19 protein-coding genes are annotated in these 20555 nt (G+C 70.3%); 12 read left to right on the top strand and 7 right to left on the bottom strand.

Features of this window, described 5'->3' with window-relative positions; all coding sequences use genetic code 11:
- Positions 1-861, bottom strand: coding sequence for an NmrA family NAD(P)-binding protein (locus SPR02S_RS00335; protein ID WP_019054937.1), 861 nt, complete (start codon positions 859-861; stop codon positions 1-3).
- A gap of 111 nt (positions 862-972) precedes the next feature.
- On the opposite strand from SPR02S_RS00335, the gene SPR02S_RS00330 reads away from it, so the two are divergent.
- A complete protein-coding gene (locus SPR02S_RS00330) occupies positions 973-1950 on the top strand; it encodes an AraC family transcriptional regulator (protein WP_019054936.1) in 978 nt (325 codons plus the stop codon).
- A gap of 25 nt (positions 1951-1975) precedes the next feature.
- On the top strand, positions 1976-2938 hold the full coding sequence (locus SPR02S_RS00325; RefSeq protein ID WP_019054935.1) for a phosphotransferase family protein: 963 nt from the start codon (positions 1976-1978) through the stop codon (positions 2936-2938).
- Here the strand turns inward: SPR02S_RS00325 and SPR02S_RS54810 are convergent.
- Entirely contained in the window at positions 2922-3386 is a 465-nt protein-coding gene (locus tag SPR02S_RS54810; RefSeq protein ID WP_019054934.1) for a hypothetical protein, read from the bottom strand. The genes SPR02S_RS00325 and SPR02S_RS54810 overlap by 17 nt on opposite strands.
- Before the next feature lie 145 nt (positions 3387-3531).
- Positions 3532-4062 (bottom strand): MarR family winged helix-turn-helix transcriptional regulator, encoded by a 531-nt coding sequence (locus tag SPR02S_RS00315; protein ID WP_019054933.1) that lies wholly within the window; start codon positions 4060-4062, stop codon positions 3532-3534.
- 92 nt (positions 4063-4154) lie between these two features.
- Between SPR02S_RS00315 and SPR02S_RS00310 the strand changes: the two genes are divergently transcribed.
- The 9 genes from SPR02S_RS00310 (at position 4155) to SPR02S_RS00270 (ending at position 15445) form a co-directional block, all read left to right on the top strand.
- Positions 4155-4532 carry an HGxxPAAW family protein gene (locus tag SPR02S_RS00310; RefSeq protein WP_019054932.1) on the top strand — a complete coding sequence of 126 codons (378 nt, stop codon included), beginning with the start codon at positions 4155-4157 and terminating at the stop codon, positions 4530-4532.
- 36 nt (positions 4533-4568) lie between these two features.
- Complete coding sequence (locus tag SPR02S_RS00305; protein WP_078622768.1) at positions 4569-5513, top strand: DUF2797 domain-containing protein; 945 nt, start codon at positions 4569-4571, stop codon at positions 5511-5513.
- A gap of 58 nt (positions 5514-5571) precedes the next feature.
- Entirely contained in the window at positions 5572-6498 is a 927-nt protein-coding gene (locus SPR02S_RS00300) for an amidohydrolase family protein (RefSeq protein ID WP_019054930.1), read from the top strand.
- 220 nt (positions 6499-6718) lie between these two features.
- On the top strand, positions 6719-7459 hold the full coding sequence (locus SPR02S_RS00295) for a response regulator transcription factor (protein WP_019054929.1): 741 nt from the start codon (positions 6719-6721) through the stop codon (positions 7457-7459).
- Positions 7456-9159, top strand: coding sequence for a sensor histidine kinase (locus SPR02S_RS00290; RefSeq protein WP_019054928.1), 1704 nt, complete (start codon positions 7456-7458; stop codon positions 9157-9159). The genes SPR02S_RS00295 and SPR02S_RS00290 overlap by 4 nt, the downstream gene beginning before the upstream one ends.
- Positions 9160-9173: 14 nt before the next feature.
- On the top strand, positions 9174-10688 hold the full coding sequence (locus tag SPR02S_RS00285) for a bifunctional glycosyltransferase family 2/GtrA family protein (protein WP_019054927.1): 1515 nt from the start codon (positions 9174-9176) through the stop codon (positions 10686-10688).
- The gene (locus tag SPR02S_RS00280; RefSeq protein WP_019054926.1) at positions 10685-12943 is read left to right on the top strand and encodes a glycosyltransferase family 39 protein; all 2259 of its coding nucleotides are present in this window, start codon (positions 10685-10687) and stop codon (positions 12941-12943) included. Before SPR02S_RS00285 ends, SPR02S_RS00280 begins: the two co-directional genes overlap by 4 nt.
- A 116-nt stretch (positions 12944-13059) precedes the next feature.
- Complete coding sequence (locus SPR02S_RS00275; protein ID WP_043257981.1) at positions 13060-14538, top strand: MFS transporter; 1479 nt, start codon at positions 13060-13062, stop codon at positions 14536-14538.
- A gap of 112 nt (positions 14539-14650) precedes the next feature.
- Positions 14651-15445, top strand: a complete 795-nt coding sequence (locus SPR02S_RS00270) for a TetR/AcrR family transcriptional regulator (protein ID WP_019054924.1) — start codon at positions 14651-14653, stop codon at positions 15443-15445.
- Positions 15446-15540: 95 nt separating this feature from the next.
- Here SPR02S_RS00270 and SPR02S_RS00265 read toward each other — a convergent pair whose 3' ends face one another.
- The 4 genes from SPR02S_RS00265 to SPR02S_RS00250 form a co-directional block, all read right to left on the bottom strand.
- Positions 15541-16008, bottom strand: a complete 468-nt coding sequence (locus tag SPR02S_RS00265) for a PPOX class F420-dependent oxidoreductase (RefSeq protein ID WP_019054923.1) — start codon at positions 16006-16008, stop codon at positions 15541-15543.
- Positions 16009-16036: 28 nt separating this feature from the next.
- Complete coding sequence (locus SPR02S_RS00260) at positions 16037-16858, bottom strand: YceI family protein (RefSeq protein WP_019054922.1); 822 nt, start codon at positions 16856-16858, stop codon at positions 16037-16039.
- A 102-nt stretch (positions 16859-16960) separates the two neighbouring features.
- On the bottom strand, positions 16961-19408 hold the full coding sequence (locus SPR02S_RS00255; RefSeq protein WP_019054921.1) for an MFS transporter: 2448 nt from the start codon (positions 19406-19408) through the stop codon (positions 16961-16963).
- 102 nt (positions 19409-19510) lie between these two features.
- Positions 19511-20029, bottom strand: coding sequence for a MarR family winged helix-turn-helix transcriptional regulator (locus SPR02S_RS00250; RefSeq protein WP_019054920.1), 519 nt, complete (start codon positions 20027-20029; stop codon positions 19511-19513).
- 219 nt (positions 20030-20248) lie between these two features.
- Here SPR02S_RS00250 and SPR02S_RS00245 point away from each other — a divergent pair, with 219 nt between their 5' ends.
- The gene (locus SPR02S_RS00245) at positions 20249-20452 is read left to right on the top strand and encodes a hypothetical protein (protein ID WP_019054919.1); all 204 of its coding nucleotides are present in this window, start codon (positions 20249-20251) and stop codon (positions 20450-20452) included.
- Positions 20453-20555 lie beyond the last annotated feature (103 nt).

Here is a 20555-nt window from a genome sequence, read left to right as displayed (position 1 = left end):
TCACTTCACCGCCGGTACCGGTGCGGCCCAGGCACCGGCGTTGCGCCGCGCGAACTCGTCGAAGGTGGTCGCCGGTCGGCCGGTGACCTTCTCGATGTCGCCGTTGGGCGTGGAACCGTCGCCGGAGACGATGGCGCCGGTCAGCCAGCGGAGCATCACCGCGTAGTCGGCGGGCACGAGCCCGGCCGCGACCGCGCCGCCGATCCACGCCTCGGGGTCGATGTCCTGGTGCGCGACCGGGCGGCCGGACACCGCGGCGATGATGTCGGCGACCTCGGCGACGGTGAGGGCCCGCGGTCCGGTGGGCGCGTACTCCGCCCCGGCGTGGGCCTCGGGCGCGAGCAGGGTCTCCACCGCGATGGCGGCGATGTCGGCCGCGTCGACGAAGGCTTCTGTACCGCCGCCGGTCGGCACCGTGATCACTCCGTCGACGACCGGCAGATGCGCGTCGCTGAAGTTCTGCATCACCCAGGACGGGCGCAGGATCGTGTGCGTGAGGGTGTCCCGGGCGGCGAGATCGTCCTCCACGGCCCTGATGTCGACGTCCGGGGGCGCCAGTTGGCCGCCGTAGGTGCTGAGGTAGGTGACGTGACGTACCCCCGCGGCCACGGCGAGGTCGAGGAAGGCGGCGACCTGGTCGGCGTAGGAGATCCGCAGGACGGGGGTGACGAGGTAGAGGCGGTCGACGCCGGCGAGGGCGGCGGGGTGGGTGGTCGGGTCGTCCCAGTCGAAGCGGACGTCGGCGCCGTGGCGGGCGGCGGTGCGGGCGGGCAGTCCTTGTTCGGGGAGCTGCCGCGCCACGAGGGAGCCGGTGCGGCCGGTGCCGCCGAGGACGAGGGCGGTGGGTGGTGATCCAGTCATGGCTCCATCGTGGGAGCGCGATGCGAGCGGATCAATGCGTGAATCGCTCGATTCATTGCGTCAGACGCTCGAAGGAACCCTCATCGGGGCCGCCCGGCGGATACTGATCGGGTGGACATACTGCACGATCGCCTCGCGCGGGCCCGCGCTTCCGGTGCCGTCTTCGCGCGGACGGTGGCCGAGCCGCCGTGGGGACTGCGGCTGGCCGGGTCGATCCAGCTGGCCGTGCACACCGTCGTACGGGGCCGGGGCTGGCTGTGGCTGGGCGACCCCGCCGACGCGGTGGAACTCGTACCCGGTGAGGTGACGCTCGTCCGGGGCGGCCCCGATCACCACATCGGTCACGCGCCGGGCGCGGACTGCCTCGAACCGGAGGAGTTCCGGAACAGGCATGCCCCGGGCCGGAGTTCGGAGGAGTCCCGGAACGGGCAAGTCCCGGGCGGGAGTTCGGAGGATCCGCGGGCGACGGTGTTCCTGTGCGGTGCCTACCGGTTCTCGGGGGACATCGGTGCCGGGCTGCTGGAGGCGCTGCCGCAGGTGCTGACGCTGTCGGCGGCGGTCGGGGACCCGTTGCGGGACGTGATCGGGCTGCTCTCCCACGAGTTGGCCACACCGGCGCCCGGCGAACCGGGCGGGCCCACGGTCCTGGACCGCCTCCTCGACGTCCTCCTCGTGCTCGCCATCCGCAACGACTTCCGGCGCAGCCCCAACGCGCCCCGCTGGTACCGGGCTTGCGCGGACCCCCGCCTCAACGCCGCGCTCCAGGCCGTCCACGAGAACGCCGGCCACCCCTGGACGGTCCCCGAACTCGCCGCGATCAGCGGCCTGTCGAGGGCCGCCTTCGCCCGCACCTTCCGCGAGGCCCTCGGCCAGACCCCGATGCAGTACCTGACCGACTGGCGGATGGCCCTGGCCCGCGACCACCTCCGCACCGGCGACCTCACCCTCACCGCCATCTCCCGCACGGTCGGCTACGGCTCCCCCTACGCCTTCGCCGCAGCCTTCACCCGCCACCACGGCGAACCCCCGGGCAGCTGGCGCCAACGCGAGTCCCACCTCGCGAACGACCCTGACCCGTACGGCCATTGACATCCCGAGGGGCTCCGCTCAAGCCATGGTCACCCACCGCCAAGAACACACCGCCCGCTGGATCCAGTACTTCGCCGACCGCGGTCACGGAGACGCCCGGCCGCTCGCCGCAGGTGTCGAGGGCGCCGTGTACCGCCTCGGGGACGGGATCGTCGGCAAGGTGTGGAGCGGGCGGCGGCCGGTCGGGGTGGAGCTCATGCGGCGGGTCTACGAGGACATCGCGCGGGCGGCGGAGTCGTTGCCCTTCGCCACGCCGGAGATCCTCGGCGTCGAGGAGCGCGAGGGCGTACTGGTCACCTATGAACGGGAGTTGGGCGGAGTCCCGCTGCGGGCCGACTCGGCGGTCGTGGCGCCGGGGCGGGAGTTGGCCGGGCGGGAGACCGGTGCCCTGCTGACGGTGTTGCGCGGGCTGGCCGCCGTGCCCGGTACCGAGGCCATGCGGCGGCTCGTCGTGCAAGGTGACGACCGGCCGCTCTGGGAAGGGCACGCCCGCTTTCCCGACGCGCTCGCCGCCCTCGTCCGGCGTGCCGTCCATCGCCATGGTGACCTGCTCGCCGCTCACGTCCCCGACCTCGCGGGCATCGCGCGCCGGACAGTGGACTCCCTGCGGGCACTGCCGGAGGGCGGCCCGGTCAGCGTCGTGCACGGTGACCTCGTGCCGCCCAACATCCACGTCGACGACACCGGCGCCCCTACGGCCGTACTCGACTTCGGGTTCTTCACCACCACCGGTGACCCGGCCTTCGAGGCCGCCGTGACAGCCGCCGTGTGGGACATGTACGGGCCGTACGCGGAGCCGCACACCGTCGCCCTCACCCGGCTGTTCGCGGCGGAGTTCGGGTACGCGCCGGACACGCTCGTCCTCTATCAGCGTGCCTATGCGCTGGCGACCTACGACCTGTTCGCCTCGGGCTCGGACGGCGGTGACGGACATTTCCGTTGGTGCGCAGGGCTGTTGAGGCGTGGGGCGCTCACGCCGCCGCGCTGAACGCGGGCGCTGCCACCGTCGGCCGTACCGCGATCGCGACCGGAGCCGAGGCGCCGCGGTCGGCGAAGACGAACAGGCGGAGGACCAGGAAGCGGCCGATGCCGGCGAGGCCGGAGGCGCTGAGGTAGACGAGCTGTTCGGTGAGCATCGTGGGGGAGGACTGGACGGTGTGGAGGATCAGGATCGCCGCGGACGTCGCCGCGTAGGCCGCCGTGGCCGAACCCGCCGACTGCCAGTGCTCGCGCAGGCCGGGACGGCGGCCGGTGCTGAAGGTGAACAGGGCGTGCAGCTCGGTGCAGAGGACGGTCGAGGCGACCGTGATCAGCGCGTTCGCCGCCGCCCACGGCATCAGCGCGGCCAGCAGCGGTACCGCCGCGCTGGACAGCACCCCGACCCCGCCGCCGCACACCACGAACCTGACGAACGATGCGAACGCGCCGGGCTTCATGGAATTTCCCTCCGTACGGCGGCCGTTGGGCCTGCGCCGGGTCTCTGTCCCCGGCTGTGGTCAACGATGTCGTCGTACGGCTCCGGGCACGATGGAGTGGTCTCCCGGATGGTTGGTGGAGTGGGCTGTACCTACGGGGTCGGGTTTACCCCCGTCCCCTGTTCCCCGTTTCCCGTCCCCTGTTCCCCGTCCCCTGTTCCCCGTCCCGCGCCCGGAGTTCCTCCATGTAGCCCTGCGCCAGCGTCGACGTCCGCGTGAACCAGTCGTTCAGTACGGCGATCTCGGCGGGGGAGTAGTCGGCGAACTGGGCGTTGAGGCGGTCGTAGTAGGGGCCGTAGAGGGCGACCACGCGGGCCACCGCCGCCGGTACCGGGGCCACGCGGACGCGGCGGCGGTCGGTCGGGTCGGGGACGCGGGTGATGAAACCGGCGCGCTCCAGGCGGTTGAGGATGCCGGTCACCGCGCCCGTCGTGACGTGGACGTGTGCGGCGAGGTCGCCCGCGGTGAGGAGGTGCTCGCCGGACCTGATGACGTAGGCGAAACAGACGAGATCGGTGACGTTCAGACCCAGCCGCTCGGCCATTTCCTGCTGACCGAGCTGGGCGGTGGCGATGAGGGAGTCCATCGCGTCCAGCGCCTGGGCCGGGGTGGCGGCGGGGCGAGGCTTGGCGTGCATGGTTATTGCCTTAGCTAGTGAGAGGTTTCTATTCTAAACTTCTTAGCGAGTGAGGTACCTGTTGTCTGTCTGGGCTTCGAGGGAGGCCGCACGTGAGCGCACATCAGTATGACGAGGGACATACGGTCGCGGGCTGGACCGGATTCGGTATCGCGACCCTCGGGACGACCGTCGCCGGGGTGGGGATGTGCGTGGTCTCCGCCCCGCTGATCGGCGGCGGGCTGGGGATCGTCGCGGTGAGCGTCCTGGTCACCTGGGCGCTCCATCTCACCGGGTGGGGCAAGCCGCCCGGGCGACGGGACCGGGCGCAGTGGGGGATGCGGGTGCGGGACCCGTTGGCGCGGGCGGGGCATGCCGGGTGTGTCGGGTGCCGGTTGGCGGGGCGGGGGCGGGCGGCGGCGGAGTACACGGCCGAGGAGCGCGCGGTCGCGTACCGGGAGTCGGCTCCGGTCGGTGAAACCGCGGGCTGACGGCATTGTCAGTGGCGCCGTCTAATCTCGTGAGCGATGGCACAGACAGCACGGGGATCGCAGGCACCGAAGGCATCGCAGGCATGGAAGTGCTCGGGGCTGCGGTGGGCGGCGGGCGGTCCCGAGCTGAAGTGGGACGGCGGGCGCGGGAGCCCGTTGCCCCGGGGGAAGCGGGTGGCCTTCGAGGTCGCGGAAGGGGGCGGGCGGACATGCGTGGGGGCGCGGGGGAACGCCTGTCCGGTGCGGGCGGCCGTGCCGGAGCGGAGTACGGGGGCGCGGTGCGAGGAGTGCGCGCGGCTGGACCGGGCGCACTCGGTGGCCGCCGACACGATCGCGGACGACCCGCGGCCGTACCACGTATATCTGGCCTGGTTCGGTCCCGGCCTGCTCAAGGTCGGCATCACCGCCGAAGAGCGCGGCTCGGCGCGACTGCTTGAGCAGGGTGCCGTCTGCTTCAGCTGGCTCGGCCTCGGCCCGTTGATGGCGGCGCGGCGCACGGAGGAGTTGCTGCGCGCCGCCCTCCGGGTGCCGGACCGGATTCCCTACGGCGAGAAGCGCGCCGTACGGTCCGCGTTGCCGGGGTCCGCCGAGGAGCGGGCCGCCGAGATCGCCGAGCTGCACGGATGGGCCCTCGCGCTGCGCGAATGGCCGGAGTCGCTCCACCGCGAGCCGTACCGACCCGTGGACCACGTCGACGTCTTCGGCCTCGCGGGACTCCCGGCCGCGGTCGGCGAGGTGAGCGGGCTGGTCGCGGGCGGGGTGGTGAGCGGGGAGGTCGTCGCGGTGGCGGGACCGGACCTCCACCTCGCGACCGGGCGGGGGGTGGTCGTGCTGGACACGCGGCTGATGACGGGGTGGGAGCTGATCCCGGCCGGTTCCTCCGGGGGTGACAGGGGTGACAGGGGTGAGACGGGTGGATTCACCGTGCCGGTACGGGAGTTCAGGCGGGAGGCGCCGGGGGTGCAGGAGGGGTTGTTCTGAGGCCGGTTCTGGCAGCGTGGCCGAAGTGACTGTCGTCATCGGGCAGGGAGGATCAGACGTGGACGCTGAGAAGACCGAAGCAGCCGAAGTGGCCGAAGCAGGCGAAGCATCTGAAGTGGCCGAAGTCCGGGCGTTCTGGCGGCGGCTCGGGCTCCCCGGGCTCGTCGACGTGCACACCCACTTCATGCCCGAGCGGGTGCTGCGCAAGGTCTGGGACTACTTCGACGCGCTCGGGCCGGCGACCGGTGGAGCACTGGAGTGGCCGATCACGTACCGGAAGGAGGAGGCGGAACGGGTCGCGCTGATAAGGGAGTTCGGAGTACGCGCTTTCACCGCCATGCTCTATCCGCACAAGCCCGGGATGGCCGAGTGGCTCAACGGCTGGGCCGTCGACTTCGCCGCGCGCACACCCGACTGTCTGCACACCTCGACCCTCTTCCCGGAGCCGGGAGTCGAGGACTACGTGCGGCGAGCCCTCGATGCCGGCGCGCGGGTGTTCAAGGCGCATGTGCAGGTGGGTGCGTACGACCCGGCCGATGAACTCCTGGACCCGGCTTGGGGGTTGCTCGCCGAGAGCGGGACGCCCGTCGTCATCCACTGCGGGTCGGGTCCCGCACCCGGCAAGCACACCGGACCCGAGCCGATCGCACGGGTGCTGGCCCGGCACCCCCGGCTGCGACTCGTCCTCGCGCACATGGGGATGCCGGAGTACGAGGACTTCCTGGACCTGGCCGAACGGTACGGGGAGGTGCGGCTGGACACGACGATGGCGTTCACCGACTTCAGTGAGCGCTTCGCGCCCTTCCCGCCCCGCGCACTCCCCCGGCTGGCCGCGCTCGGCGACCGGGTGCTCCTGGGCAGCGACTTCCCGAACATTCCGTATCCGTACGTTCACCAGCTGCACGCCCTGGAGCGGCTGGACCTGGGCGAGGATTGGCTGCGGGCGGTCTGCCATGACAACGGGGCGCGGCTGTTCGGACCGTGAGCGGGAGCTGAGAGTACGGCCGGTATGGGGAATGCGGGGAGAGTGTGCAGATGGAGGGGAGGGAGGGGCGGGTGTGTAAGGCGCGCACGGCTTCATGACCGTCGGATGAGCGTTGGGCAAGCGGTTTCAAGGTGTTCCCTGAGTGGTGCCTGTGAGTTTCTCAGGAAAATCACAGACTCTGGAAAGCGTGCTCTTAGGGGACCCCGACAAGGTGTCCACTATGACCACGACCTCGCCCCAGGGGCGCACCGAACTGCTGAGGCCGGACGGGAGCCCCGTCCGAGTGCTTGTGGTGGACGACGAGCTGTCGATCACCGAGCTGCTGTCCATGGCCCTCCGATACGAGGGCTGGCAGATCAGAAGCGCGGGTGACGGAACCGGCGCGATCCAGACCGCGCGTGAGTTCCGGCCCGACGCCGTCGTCCTCGACATGATGCTGCCGGACATGGACGGCCTGACCGTTCTCGGTCGGATGCGCAGAGAACTGCCGGACGTCCCGGTGCTGTTCCTGACGGCGAAGGACGCCGTCGAGGACCGTATCGCCGGGCTCACCGCCGGTGGCGACGACTACGTCACCAAGCCCTTCAGCCTCGAAGAGGTCGTCGCCCGGCTGCGCGGACTGATCCGCCGCTCCGGTGCCGCCGACCGCCGCTCGGACTCCGTGCTGGTCGTGGGTGACCTCACCCTCGACGAGGACAGCCACGAGGTGTCGCGGGCCGGTGAGGGCATCCACCTCACCGCGACCGAGTTTGAGCTGTTGCGCTTCCTCATGCGTAATCCCCGGCGTGTACTCAGCAAAGCGCAGATCCTCGACCGTGTGTGGTCGTACGACTTCGGTGGGCAGGCCAATGTGGTCGAGCTCTACATCTCGTACCTCCGCCGGAAGATCGACGCGGGACGTGAGCCGATGATCCACACCCGGCGCGGTGCCGGTTACCTGATCAAGCCCGCGGCCTCATGAGCGGGCGACGACGGCCGCGTGCGCAGAAGAAACGAGCGGGTAAGCCGCGCACCCTGCGGACCCGGCTCGTCGTCGCGTCCGTGACGCTGATCGCGGTGGTGTGTGCGGTGATCGGGACGGTGACGACTGTCGCTTTGCAGTCGCACCTGTACGACCAGCTCAAGGGCAAGGTCACGGAGACGGCCATCCGTGCGGTGGGCCGCCCTCAGGGCAGCCCGGAGGACGGACCGGGTGGTCCGGCGAACCCGAACGGCAAGGCCTCCACTTCCACGACCCCTTCGACCTCGTCCACCTCTTCCGGGAGCGACGATTCCGTTCCCGTCCAGACGCCGGCCGGCAGGGTCAACAAGCTCCTCACCAACGGTCCGACGCAGGAGAAGACCGTTGCCGCCTACGTGAAGAAGGGCGCGATCGCCAGCGCGTCCTACAGCCAGCAGGTGACCGACAGCAGCGGCGCGTTCAAGAAGATGAACGCCGTCGGTCTCAACACGGCGCAGAAGCAGGCCCTCGCGTCCGTGTCGAAGGACGGCAACACGCACGCAGTGACCATTCCGGGGCTCGGTGACTACCTGGTCAAGTACGCCAAGAGCCCCGACACCACCAACGAGGGTTACTACGTCGCCCTGCCGACCGCAGACGTCGACAACACCGTCAACACCCTCATCCTCGTCGAGCTCAGCGTCACCGCCGCCGGCCTGGTCGCCGCCGGGATCGCCGGCTACGTACTGGTCGGCATCGCCACCCGCCCCCTCCGCCGCGTGGCCTCCACCGCCACCCGCGTCTCCGAACTCCCCCTCCACACCGGCGAAGTCACTCTCAACGAACGTGTCCCCGAGTCCGAGACCGACCCGCACACCGAGGTCGGCCAGGTCGGAGCTGCGCTCAACAGGATGCTCGACCACGTCCACGGTGCCCTGCACGCCAGACAGCAGAGCGAGATGCGGGTACGGCAGTTCGTGGCCGACGCCAGTCATGAGCTGCGTACGCCCCTCGCCTCCATCCGCGGCTACGCGGAGCTGACCCGGCGCGGACGCGAACAGACCGGGCCCGACACCAAGCACGCCCTCGGGAGAATCGAGTCCGAAGCCGGGCGCATGACCCTCCTCGTGGAGGATCTGCTGCTCCTCGCCCGGCTCGACGCGGGCAGACCGCTCCAGTTCGACCAGACCGACCTCATCCCGCTCGTCGTGGACACCATCAGCGACTCGCGCGCGGCCGGCATGGACCACAACTGGCGCCTCGACCTGCCCGACGAACCGGCCCTCGTGTCGGCGGACGCGGCCCGTATCCAGCAGGTGCTCATCAACCTGCTGGGCAACGCCCGCAAGCACACCCCACCGGGTACGACGATCACCGCACGCGTACAGCGACGCGGCCCGTGGATGTGCGTGGACGTCGAGGACAACGGCCAGGGCATCCCGCCCGATTTGCTGCCGCATGTCTTCGAGCGGTTCGCGCGCGGCGACTCGGCGCGTTCCCGCTCCACGGGATCGACGGGTCTGGGCCTCGCCATCGTGCAGGCGGTCGCGACCGCACACGGCGGCGCGGTCACCGTGGACAGCGTTCCCGGACGCACTGTGTTCACCGTGCATCTTCCCGCGCTCGCACCGGCTGTGCCCGCGCCCGCCCCCGAAACAAATTGGCAATCGCACTCACAGGCACAGCACAGTGCCACCACATGGGTGCAACAGGGCGCTTGAGGAGAGTCGGTTCCATGCGAACCGACACTTCTCCCGGCACCCTGCCGGCGCGGGAGCACCTCCCGGCCGGAGACGCCGGTACGCCTGTCCTGGACGTAGTGATCCCCGTCTACAACGAGGAGAAGGACCTCCAGCCATGTGTGCTCAGACTGCACGAGCACCTCAAGCGCACGTTCCCGTACGCGTTCCGCATCACCATCGCGGACAACGCGTCGATCGACACCACTCCTCAGGTGGCAGCGCGGCTGGAGTCGGACATCCCGGAGGTCAAATCGTTCCGGCTGGAGCAGAAGGGGCGCGGTCGAGCACTGCGCACCGTCTGGTCCGCCTCGGACGCCCCGATCCTCGCCTACATGGACGTCGACCTCTCCACCGACCTCAACGCGCTGCTCCCCCTGGTGGCGCCGCTGATCTCCGGTCACTCCGACCTGGCGATCGGTTCCCGGCTGGCCCGCTCGTCGCGTGTCGTGCGTGGCGCCAAGCGCGAGTTCATCAGCCGGACCTACAACCTGATCCTGCGCGGCTCGCTCCAGGCCCGCTTCTCGGACGCCCAGTGCGGATTCAAGGCGATCCGGCGTGATGTGGCCCAGGCGCTGCTGCCGCTCGTCGAGGACACCGGCTGGTTCTTCGACACCGAGATGCTGGTGCTGGCCGAACGTGCCGGACTCCGTATCCACGAGGTGCCGGTCGACTGGGTCGACGACCCGAACTCGACCGTCCACATCGTCAGGACGGCGACCGAGGACCTGAAGGGAGTGTGGCGCGTGGGCAAGGCCCTGGCCTCCGGTTCGCTGCCGCTCGACCGCGTCACGCGGCCCTTCGGCGACGATCCGCGCGACCGCGACATCCAGGACGTGCCCAAGGGGCTGGCCCGCCAGCTCGTCGGGTTCTGCGTGGTCGGCGGTCTCTCCACCCTCTTCTACCTCGTCCTCTACAGCCTCTTCCGGCAGTTCGGCGGCTCACAGGTCGCCAACGCGCTCGCCCTGCTGGTCTCGGCGGTCGCCAACACCGCCGCCAACCGCAGGCTGACCTTCGGGGTCCGCGGCCGGGGCGGCGCCGTCCGCCACCAGGCGCAGGGCCTCGTCGTCTTCGCCATCGGCCTCGCGCTGACCAGTGGTTCGCTCGCCGCCCTGAACGCGGCCAGCAGCAACCCGGCGCACTCCACCGAACTCGCGGTCCTGGTGGCCGCCAACCTCGCCGCGACCGTCCTCCGCTTCCTGCTCTTCCGTGCCTGGGTGTTCCCGGACCGCGGCGACAGCGCCGAGGAGTCGACGGTCGTAGCCCTCAACACCCCTTCGTCGCCCACCTATTCGACGGCGACGCAGTACCCGCACAACCCCCAGAACCCGCAGTACCCCGGTTCGTACGCCCCGCTGCCCCAGCGGCAGCAGCCCCAGGCCCACCAGGGGTCGTACGACACCACCACCCAGTTCCGCGCCGGTGAAGCCGCGGACGGCACCTGGAGGGACGCGACGATGCAGTTGCAGCCGGTGCGTCCCCACGACACCGATCCGAGGGACCCCCGATGACCACCGACACCGATCAGACGACCTACCCGGGAGGAGGCAGCCCCTCGTCCTGGGGGCCGCCTACCGGTGACAGCGACACCGGCAGAGATACGGCCGTGCACGAGCCGGTGGCGCCCGCGGACACCGACACCTTGGCCCCCCAGGCCGGTGAGCCCAAGCAGCCGCTCGGGCGCCGCCTGTGGCGCGGCCGGCCCGAGGACCCGCGCTGGGCGCGCCCCGCGTTCTGGGGCATGCTGCTGGCGACGGCGCTGCTCTACCTCTACAACCTGAGCGCGTCCGGCTACTCCAACTCCTTCTACTCGGCGGCCGTTCAGGCCGGCAGCAAGAGCTGGAAGGCGTTCCTGTTCGGCTCGCTCGACGCGGGCAACGCGATCACCGTCGACAAGCCCTCGGCCTTCCTGTGGCCGATGGAGATCTCGGTCCGCATCTTCGGCCTCAACTCGTGGGCGATCCTGGTCCCCGAGGTCCTCATGGGCGTCGGCACGGTCGCGGTCGTCTACGCGGCGGTACGCCGTCGGCACAGCCCCCAGGCCGGTCTGATCGCGGGCGCCGTGCTGGCGCTCACCCCGGTCGCCGCGCTGATGTTCCGCTTCAACAACCCTGACGCCGCACTGGCGTTGCTCATGGCGCTCGCCTGCTACCTCGTCGTCCGGGCCCTGGAGGACGGCCGTACGAAGTGGCTGGTGTGGGCCGGAGTCGCGATCGGCTTCGCGTTCCTGTCGAAGACCCTGCAAGCTTTCCTGATCCTGCCGCCGCTGGCCATCGTCTACGCGGTCTGCGCGCCGGTGAGCGTGAAGAAGAGGTTCGCCCAACTGGGCCTGGCCACCGGCGCGTTGGTCGTCGCGGCCGGCTGGTGGGTGGCGCTCGTCGAACTGTGGCCGGCCTCCTCGCGCCCCTACATCGGCGGCTCGCAGAACAACAGCTTCCTTGAACTGACCTTCGGCTACAACGGGTTCGGCCGCCTCAGCGGCGACGAGACCGGCAGCGTCGGCGGCGGAGGCGGCGGCACCGGCACGGGCATGTGGGGCGCCACCGGCTGGAACCGCATGTTCAACGACGAGATCGGCAGCCAGATCTCCTGGCTGCTCCCCACCGCCCTGATCCTCCTCGTCGCGGGCCTGGTGGCCACGCGCAAGCTCAACCGCACCTCCGTCAGGCGCAGTTCGATGCTGGTGTGGGGCGGCTCGCTGGTGACGACCCTGGTCGTCTTCAGCTACATGGCCGGCATCTTCCACCAGTACTACACGATCGCGCTGGCCCCCTACATGGCCGCGGTGATCGGCATCGGCGCCGGCTCCCTCTGGGAGAAGCGCGGCGAGATCTGGGCGTCAATCACCCTCGCGGCAGCGGTAGTTGCGGCCGGCGTCTGGGGCTACGTCCTCCTCAACCGGACCTCCGACTACCTGCCCTGGCTGAAGTGGCTGGTCCTCCTCGGCTCCCTGGCGGGCGCGCTCGGCCTGATCTTCGTAGCGAAGATCGGCCGCCAACTCGCGCTCGCGGCAGTCGGCTTGAGCATTGTGGCGGGCCTCGCGGGCCCGGCGGCGTACACCCTCTCCACGGTCAACTCCGCACACACCGGCTCCATCCCGACGGCCGGTCCGGCCGGCGCGAGCATGATGGGCGGCGGCGGTCCGGGCGGCGGTGGCCGAGGCGGCTTCGGCGGCGGCAACCGCACCGGCGGCACGGGCACCATGCCCGGCCAGCAGGGCGGCAACGGCGGCACCACCCAGAACCAGGGCGGCGGCTTCCCCGGCGGCGGCACGGGCACAGCTCCTGGCGGCGGTACCGGCACCACCCCCGGTGGCGGCGGCACCACGCAGAACCAGGGCGGCGGCTTCGGCGGTCAGACGGGCGGCGACGGAGGCATGGGCGGCGGCGGTGGCGTCGGCGGCCTGCTCAACGGCGCGACGGTCACCTCGGCGGCCAAGAAGCTCCTCCAGACGGACGCAGGCAAGTACACCTGGGTCGCCGCGTCCATCGGCTCCCAGAACGCCGCGAGCTACCAACTCGCCACCGGCGACCCGGTGATGGCGATCGGCGGCTTCAACGGCACCGACCCGTCGCCGACGCTGGCCCAGTTCAAGAAGTACGTGGCGGACGGCAAGATCCACTACTTCATCTCGGGCAGCACCGGAATGGGCGGCAGCAGCACGGGCAGCTCCTCGCAGATCTCCTCGTGGGTCGAGAAGAACTACAAGAAGGTGACGGTCGGTTCGGCCACCTTCTACGACCTGACGCAGAAGACGAGCAGCTGACACCCGGCTGACGGTTCTCCACTGAGCAGGGGCGGTGACCACACGGTCACCGCCCCTCTTCGTGTCCGCCGAATCTCTGTTGTACGCCGTATAGGAACTGTTCTACGGTGTACAACATGCCGACTTCCCCAGGCCCCCAAACCCTCCAGGGCCACCCCAAGCGCTGGATCGTCCTCGGAGTCATCTGCCTCGCGCAGCTCACCGTGCTGCTCGACAACACCGTCCTGAACGTCGCGATCCCCTCGCTCACCCGCGAACTCGACGCGAGCACCGCGGACATCCAATGGATGATCAACGCGTACTCCCTCGTACAGTCCGGACTCCTCCTCACCGCAGGCAGCGCGGCCGACCGCTACGGCCGCAAGAAGATGCTGATCGCGGGCCTGGTGCTGTTCGGCGCGGGTTCACTGGTGGCCGGACTCGCCCAGTCCACAGGGCAGTTGATCGCCGCGAGGGCCGGTATGGGGGTCGGCGGGGCGCTGCTCATCACGACCACCCTGGCCGTAGTGATGCAGATCTTCACCCCCGAGGAACAGCCGAGGGCGATCGGCATCTGGGCCGCGGTCAACGCGCTCGGCTTCGCGACGGGCCCGCTCCTCGGCGGCTTCATGCTGAACCACTTCTGGTGGGGCGCGATCTTCCTGATCAACATCCCGGTGGCGGCGCTGGCGCTGGTCGCGGCGGTGGCCCTCGTCCCCGAGTCGAAGAACCCTCGGGGTGACCGCCCCGACCTCCTCGGCGCGCTGCTCTCGACCATCGGCATGGCCACGCTGGTCTACGCGATCATCTCCGGCCCGGCACACGGCTGGACGTCCGGCCGGGTGCTCCTGACGGTGGCGGTGGCGGTCGTAGTCCTCGCGGCCTTCGCGTACTGGGAGAACCGCGTCCCCTACCCCATGCTCGACCTGGACTTCTTCCGCGACCGCCGCTTCACGGGCGCGGTCACCGGGGTCGTCCTGATCACCTTCGGCATGGCCGGCTCCCTCTTCCTCCTTACCCAGCACCTCCAATTCGTCCTGGGCTACGGCCCGTTGGAGGCGGGTGTCCGTACGGCGCCGCTCGCTCTGGTGATCGTCGCGCTCAACTTCTCGGGGTTGGCGGCGAAGTGGACGGCGCGGCTCGGCGCTCCGCGGGCCATCGCGCTGGGGATGGTGTCGATGTCGGCGGGGCTGGTGTCGATCGCGTCGCTCGCGTCCGGTGGGTATGCGGGGACGTTGGTGGGGCTGGTGCTGATCGGGGCGGGGGCGGCGATCGCCAATCCGGCGATGGCTCACGCGATCATGAGTGCGATTCCGCCGGAGAAGGCGGGGGTCGGTGCGGGCATCAACGGCACGTTGGGGGAGTTCGGGAACGGGTTGGGGGTCGCGGTTCTCGGTGCGGTGCTGAGTTCTCGGTTCGCGGCGGTGTCCCTGCCGGTCGGCTTGGCGGAGGCGTCTTCGGCTGCGGAGAGGAGGAGGGTGACCGATTCCTTCGCTGCGGGGCTGGAGGTCAGTCAGTTGGTGGGGGCGGTCGCTGTCTTGACCGGGGGGTTGCTTGCGGCGGCGTTGTTGTGGCGGGCGGAGCGGGCAGACTCGGGGGTGGTGGTCGCTCGGTAGTGTCTGCGGGTGCGTTGTGGCTGGTCGCGCCCAGGCGGCGGAGCCGCACATGTCACAGCCCCGCGCCCCTGATTACAGTGATCCGGGATCTGGATCTTGAGGAAGGTGCGTCATGGCCAGGACAAGCCCGCCGTCAGGGCGTTCCGCGCGTAGCAGCGTCTGGCTCGAGACGAAGACGCGTCGGGGCGGGCGCGGCGGCGGGCAGCCCTCCGGCCTCGATCGCACGCGCATCACCGAAGTCACCGTGCGGTTGCTGGACGCCGAAGGCCTGGCCAAGTTCTCCATGCGAAGGCTCGCCGCCGAACTGAACGTGACCGCGATGTCCGTCTACTGGTACGTCGACACCAAGGACGATCTCCTCGAACTCGCCCTGGACGCCGTCTTCGGGGAGCTGCGGTTGCCCGATCCGGGGGCCGAGGGAGAGGAGTGGCGGGACCAACTCCGCATGCTGGCAACGGAGTACAGGTCCCTGCTCGTCCGCCACCCCTGGCTGTCGCCGCTCGCCGGTACCTTCCTCAACATCGGGCCGAAGTCGCTGGCCTTCTCCCGTGTCGTACAGCGCGTGATCCGGCGCACGGGACTGCCGGAGCACGGGCTGACCGGGGCGATCTCGGCGGTCTTCCAGTTCGTGTACGGCTACGGCACGATCGAGGGCCACTTCTTCGCCCGGGTCGCCGACACCGGCATGACCCCCGACGACTACTTCCGGCACGCCATGACGACGCTGGACGGAGCCCCGACGACCGCCGAGGTCGTGGAGGAGTCCAAGCAACTCATGGCGGCCCGGGGCGGCGACACGGTCGCGGAGATGATGGACCGCGACTTCACCTTCGCCCTGGACCTGCTGGTGGCGGGCATCGAGGCGATGGTGAAGAGGGCTGGAGACCAAGACCCAGGTCGGCAATGACCAGCCCGTCTGGGGGTCCCCCCTCTGGGGGAGTTTGAGGACGAGGCCCCTTCAGGGCCGAAGGGGGGTCTGGGGGCGGAGCCCCCAGCACCACCTCAGCCTTCGACGAGCCGCGCCGGAAAACCGCCGGTGGCAACAGGCCCCCACCGCTCCGGAGTAACCCGCACAATCGACTTCCCCTGCTTCACCATCGCCGCGCGGTACTCGTCCCAGTCCGGATGCTCCCCCGAGATGTTCCGGAAGTACTCGACAAGCGGCTCCACCGACTCCGGTGAGTCGATGACCTCGGCCGTGCCGTCGATCTGGACCCACGGCCCGTCCCACTCGTCGCTCAGGATGATCACGCTGACCCGCGAATCCCGCTTGGCGTTACGGGTCTTGGCCCGCTCGGGGTACGTGGAGACGACGATCCGCCCCGAGTCGTCGACCCCACAGGTCAGCGGCGACCCCTGCGGGCTCCCGTCCGCCCGCCGGGTCAGCAGGATCGCCCGGTGCCGGGGCCGTACGAAGTCCAGCAGCTCGTCCAGGGACACAGAGGTGTTGCTCGCGATGTTCGAAGCCATACGGCCAGCCTAGGCGCAGCCCACCCCACTACGCCTGCGGCAACGCGTCCCCCTGCACCGCCTGGATGTCCAACTCCACCTTGAGCGTCGTACCGATCGCCGCGATCCCCGCCTGCACGACCTGGTTGTAGTTCATCGCGAAGTCCTCGCGGTGCAGTTCCGTGGTCGCCCGGAACGCCGCCCGCGTGCCACCCCAGGGGTCGGCCCCGGTGCCGAGGTAGGCGAGGTCGAGGTCGACGGGCCGTACGACACCGTGGAGGGTCAGCTCGCCGGAGACGGTCCAGCGGTCGGAACCGGCCGGGGTGAGGGCAGTCGAGCGGTACGTGATCTCGGGGTAGCGGGCCACGTCCAGGAAGTCGGCCGAGCGCAGATGGTCGTCGCGCATCCCGTTGCCGGTGTCGATGGACGCGGCCCGGATCACCGCCTCCACCCGGGACTTGGCGATGTCATCGGGCGCGATCTCGACCGACGCCGTGAAGTCGGTGAAACGGCCGCGCACGCTGGAGATCCCCAGATGCTGCGCGACCGCGCCGACCGTGGAGTGCGCGGGGTCGACCGTCCAGGGCCCGGGCGGCGGCAGCTCCGTACCGCCCTGCCGCGCCAGCGTCACCGTGCCGACCTCGGCCCGCCCGCTCGCGGTGACGATCGCGGTGGCGGCGGCGGGCGCGTACCCGACGGCCGTGACGATCACGGTGTACGGCCCGGGCGCCAGCGGGTTCACGTCCCGCACCGCCCCCTCCACGTCCGCCTCGGCCCGCAGCACCTGCGCCCCGGTCATGTCGGTCACCGTGACGACCGCGTGCGACACGGCCCATCCGTCGCGGGTACGGATCTTCGCGGTCAGTCCCATGTCCCTCTAACTCCTTGCCGTACAGCCGAGATTCGGCAGAAATGAGACCGGTCCGCGGAACACGCCTCCGCTCGGGACGAGTTCCGCGGACCGGGGTATCAACTACTCACCGGGGTGGGCGAGTTCGATGTCGTGCCCGTCGGCTCCGCGGCCGTTCACCGTGAGGGCGGTCGCGACCGGCGGGTAGCCCGTCGCGATCACCGTGTACTCGCCGCCGCTCAGGTCGGTGAAGGCGTACGCCCCGTCCGAACCGGTCGTGGCGGTGCCGACCACGTTGCCCGCCGCGTCCACGAGGGTCACGCGGGCGTCGGCCAACGGGCCGTGCGGGGCGCGGACCACGCCCAGGACCTGCGCGCCGGAGTCGAGGTCGATCTCGACCCGGGTGACCCCGGTGCCGCCGACCTCGACGGGCAGCGCGCGCGGCCGGTACCCGGCGGCGTTCACCGCGACGGTCACGGCCCCCGGCACCAGCTCGGCGAACGCGAACTCGCCCTGCTCACCGGTGGTTCCGGTGGACAGCAGATCGCCGCGCACGTCCGTCACGATGACCATCGCGTCCTTGACGGGCAGCCCCGTCTCCGCCGCCCGGACGATCCCGTTCAGACCGCTGGTACCGCTCAACAGCACGTCGTACGACACCGGTTCGTGGCCGTTGACGACGACCGTCGACGCCTGCGGCTGGAAGCCGTCGGCGGAGGCGATCAGGACGTACGACCCGACGCTCGGCGCGGCCAGCGCGTAGGAGCCGTCCGACTGCGTGACCGAGCGGCCCAACTGCCGTCCCCCGAGGGAGATCAGGGTGACGGCGGCCTGCGGGACGGGCGCGCTCTCGGCGCCCCGGACGAAGCCGCGGACGGGAATCCCACCCGAGAGGGGTGTGGAGTCGGATGCGGTCACGGGTGCGGTCTCCTCCCCCACCACCGTTGCCACGGCGGCGAGTTGCTGCTCGGTACCTTCGGCCGCCCAGCTGGGGACCTTCTGCTCGGCGGGCGCGGGGATCTCCGCCGCGTCCAGCACACCCACGGCCTCCTCGGCCGCCTGCGCCAGCCCGCCGGAGGTCCGCAGCGGAACCTCCTTGATGAACATCACCACGATGAAGGAGATGAGCGCGAAGGGCGCCGCGTACAGGAAGACGTCGGCGATTCCGTGGCCGTAGGCGCCCTCCAGCCAGGTGCGGACCGTGCTGGGCAGGGCGTCCATGTCGGGGAGCGCGCTGCTGCCGACGGCCTTGGCGGCGGCGGCCTGCGACTGCGGGTCGAGGGAGGCGACGGTGTCCTTGGCGTAGTGCGTGATCCGGCCGGACATGACCGAGCCGAGCACACCGACGCCGACCGCGCCGCCCAGCGAGCGGAAGAAGCTCACCGTGGAGGAGGCGGCGCCGAGGTCCTTCGGGGTGACCTGGTTCTGCGTGGAGAGGACCAGGTTCTGCATCATCGTGCCGACGCCGATGCCCAACAGGGCCATGTAGATGGACAGTTCCCAGTACGGGGTGTCGTAGCGCATCAGGCCGAGCAGGCCCAGGCCCGCGGTGAGGAAGAGACCGCCGGCGACCAGCCAGCCCTTCCAGCGGCCGGTCTTGGTGATGAAGCGGCCGGAGACCATCGACGCGACGAACAGGCCGCCGATCATCGGGATCGTCATGACCCCGGACATCGTCGGGGACTTGTCGCGGGCCAGCTGGAAGTACTGGGAGAAGAAGACCGTGCCCGCGTACATGCCGACGCCGACGAACAGCGAGGCCAGCGAGGCGAGCGAGACGGTGCGGTTGCGGAACAGGCGCAGCGGGATGATCGGCTCGGCGGCCCGGGTCTCGGTGAACACGAACAGCAGCGCGAGCACGAACGTGCCGCCCACCATCGTGTACGTCTGCCAGGACAGCCAGTCGTACTTGTCGTTGGCGAAGGTCACCCAGACCAGCAGCAGCGAGGCGGCCGCGGTGATGAAGAAGGCGCCGGTCCAGTCGACCTTGACCTTCCGCTTGGCGACCGGGAGGTTCAACGTCTTCTGCAGGACGACCAGCGCGATCAGCGCGAAGGGGATCCCGACGAAGAGGCAGTAACGCCAGCCGAGCCACGAGGTGTCGGTGATCACGCCGCCGAGCAGCGGACCGCCGACGGTCGCGACCGCGAAGGTGGCGCCGGTGTAGCCGGAGTACCTGCCGCGCTCGCGCGGGGCGATCATCGCGGCCATCACGACCTGGACGAGGGCGGAGAGACCGCCGGCCCCGAGGCCCTGGATGACACGGGCGCCGATCAGCATCGCCGGGTTCTGCGCGAGGCCGGCGACGACCGAGCCGATGATGTAGATGACCAGGGATATCTGGACCAGGGCCTTCTTGCTGACCAGGTCGGCCATCTTGCCCCACAGCGGCACCGAGGCCGTCATGGAGAGCAGGGCCGCGGTGACGACCCAGGTGTAGGCCTCCTGGCCGCCGCCCAGACTGCCGATGATGGTCGGCAGGGCGTTGGTGACGATCGTCGACGAGATGATCGCGGCGAACAGGCCGAGCAGCAGCCCGGAGAGCGCCTCCATGATCTGCCGGTGCGTCATCGGAGCGCCGTCGGGGGCCGCGGGGGAGGCCCCTCCGTGCTTGGCGTGAGCCCGCACACCGGCTGGTGTGGTCGTTGCCATGGGCTTCCTTTTCTTCCGTGCTTATGCGGGTGTACGGGTGGTGTGTTCGAGTTCGGGGGTGTGGGGGGTCCCGGCTACGACGGGCGGGGACGGGGATGAGGGCGCCGCGGCTCGACAGTCGCCGAAGCTCGCCCGGAGCCGGGTCATCAGCCGGATCAGCTGGCCGACCTCCTCGTCGCTCCAGTCGCCCAGCCGGTCGGCGAGCAACTGGGCGGTCCGCCGGGACAGTTCGTCCACCTGGGCCCGGCCGCCGGGGGTGAGGCGCAGGATGCGGGAGCGTTTGTCGGCGGGGTCGGGGGACCGTTCGATCCAGCCCCGGTCGACGACGTGCGTGACATGGCGGCTGGTCACGGACATGTCGACGGAGAGCAGCTCCGCGAGCTTGCTCATCCGCATGTCGCCGTACCGGTCGAGCAGGGTCAGTACGGCCGCGGAGCCGCCGGGACAGTCGGACGGCATGATCCGCCCCAACTCCCTGCGTACGGCGCCGAAGGCACTGAACTGACGCATCAGCTCTTCGTACTGCGTCCGCTCGGCCATCTCACCTCCCATGCTCGTGCCGCGTTCGTGCCATGTTCGTTGCTTAGGGCAACCATAAGAGACTAAGAGATGTTGGTTGCTACAGGCAAATAAAACGGGTAGGCGTGGCATAAAAAGTTGGCAAAGGCAAGCATTACGGTATGTAAACCCGCAGGTGGGAAAGGACATTCGAGGCCCCGCACTTGGGTGTCCCCCGGGGATTCGCTAGTGTCTCGGCCCATGGCAAACACCCAGGGCCCCGAGGGCAACTACGACCCCGCCGGCAGCACCCAGATGTTCCGCGCCTTCGTCGACGAGACCCCCCAGGGCGGCGGCCCCCAGGCCGCACCCACGGCTTCGGCCGGCCCCCGCGTCGGCCTGATCGTCGGCGTCGTCGTCGCGGTGCTGGTCGTGGCGGCGGTGGCGTACCTGGCCTTCATGTAACACCGACCGCGTTGCTGCTCACCGCGGGGGTCTACCGGGCCGGTTCCAAGGGGAACGGTCCGGGCCCCGGCGTCCCGGGCGATCTGCAGCGCCTTAAAGGGGC

This window comes from Streptomyces prunicolor NBRC 13075 (assembly GCF_000367365.1).
Taxonomy (GTDB): Bacteria; Actinomycetota; Actinomycetes; order Streptomycetales; family Streptomycetaceae; genus Streptomyces; species Streptomyces prunicolor.
Note: the sequence above shows the minus strand (reverse complement) of the source record. Positions and strands in the feature narration are given on the sequence as shown.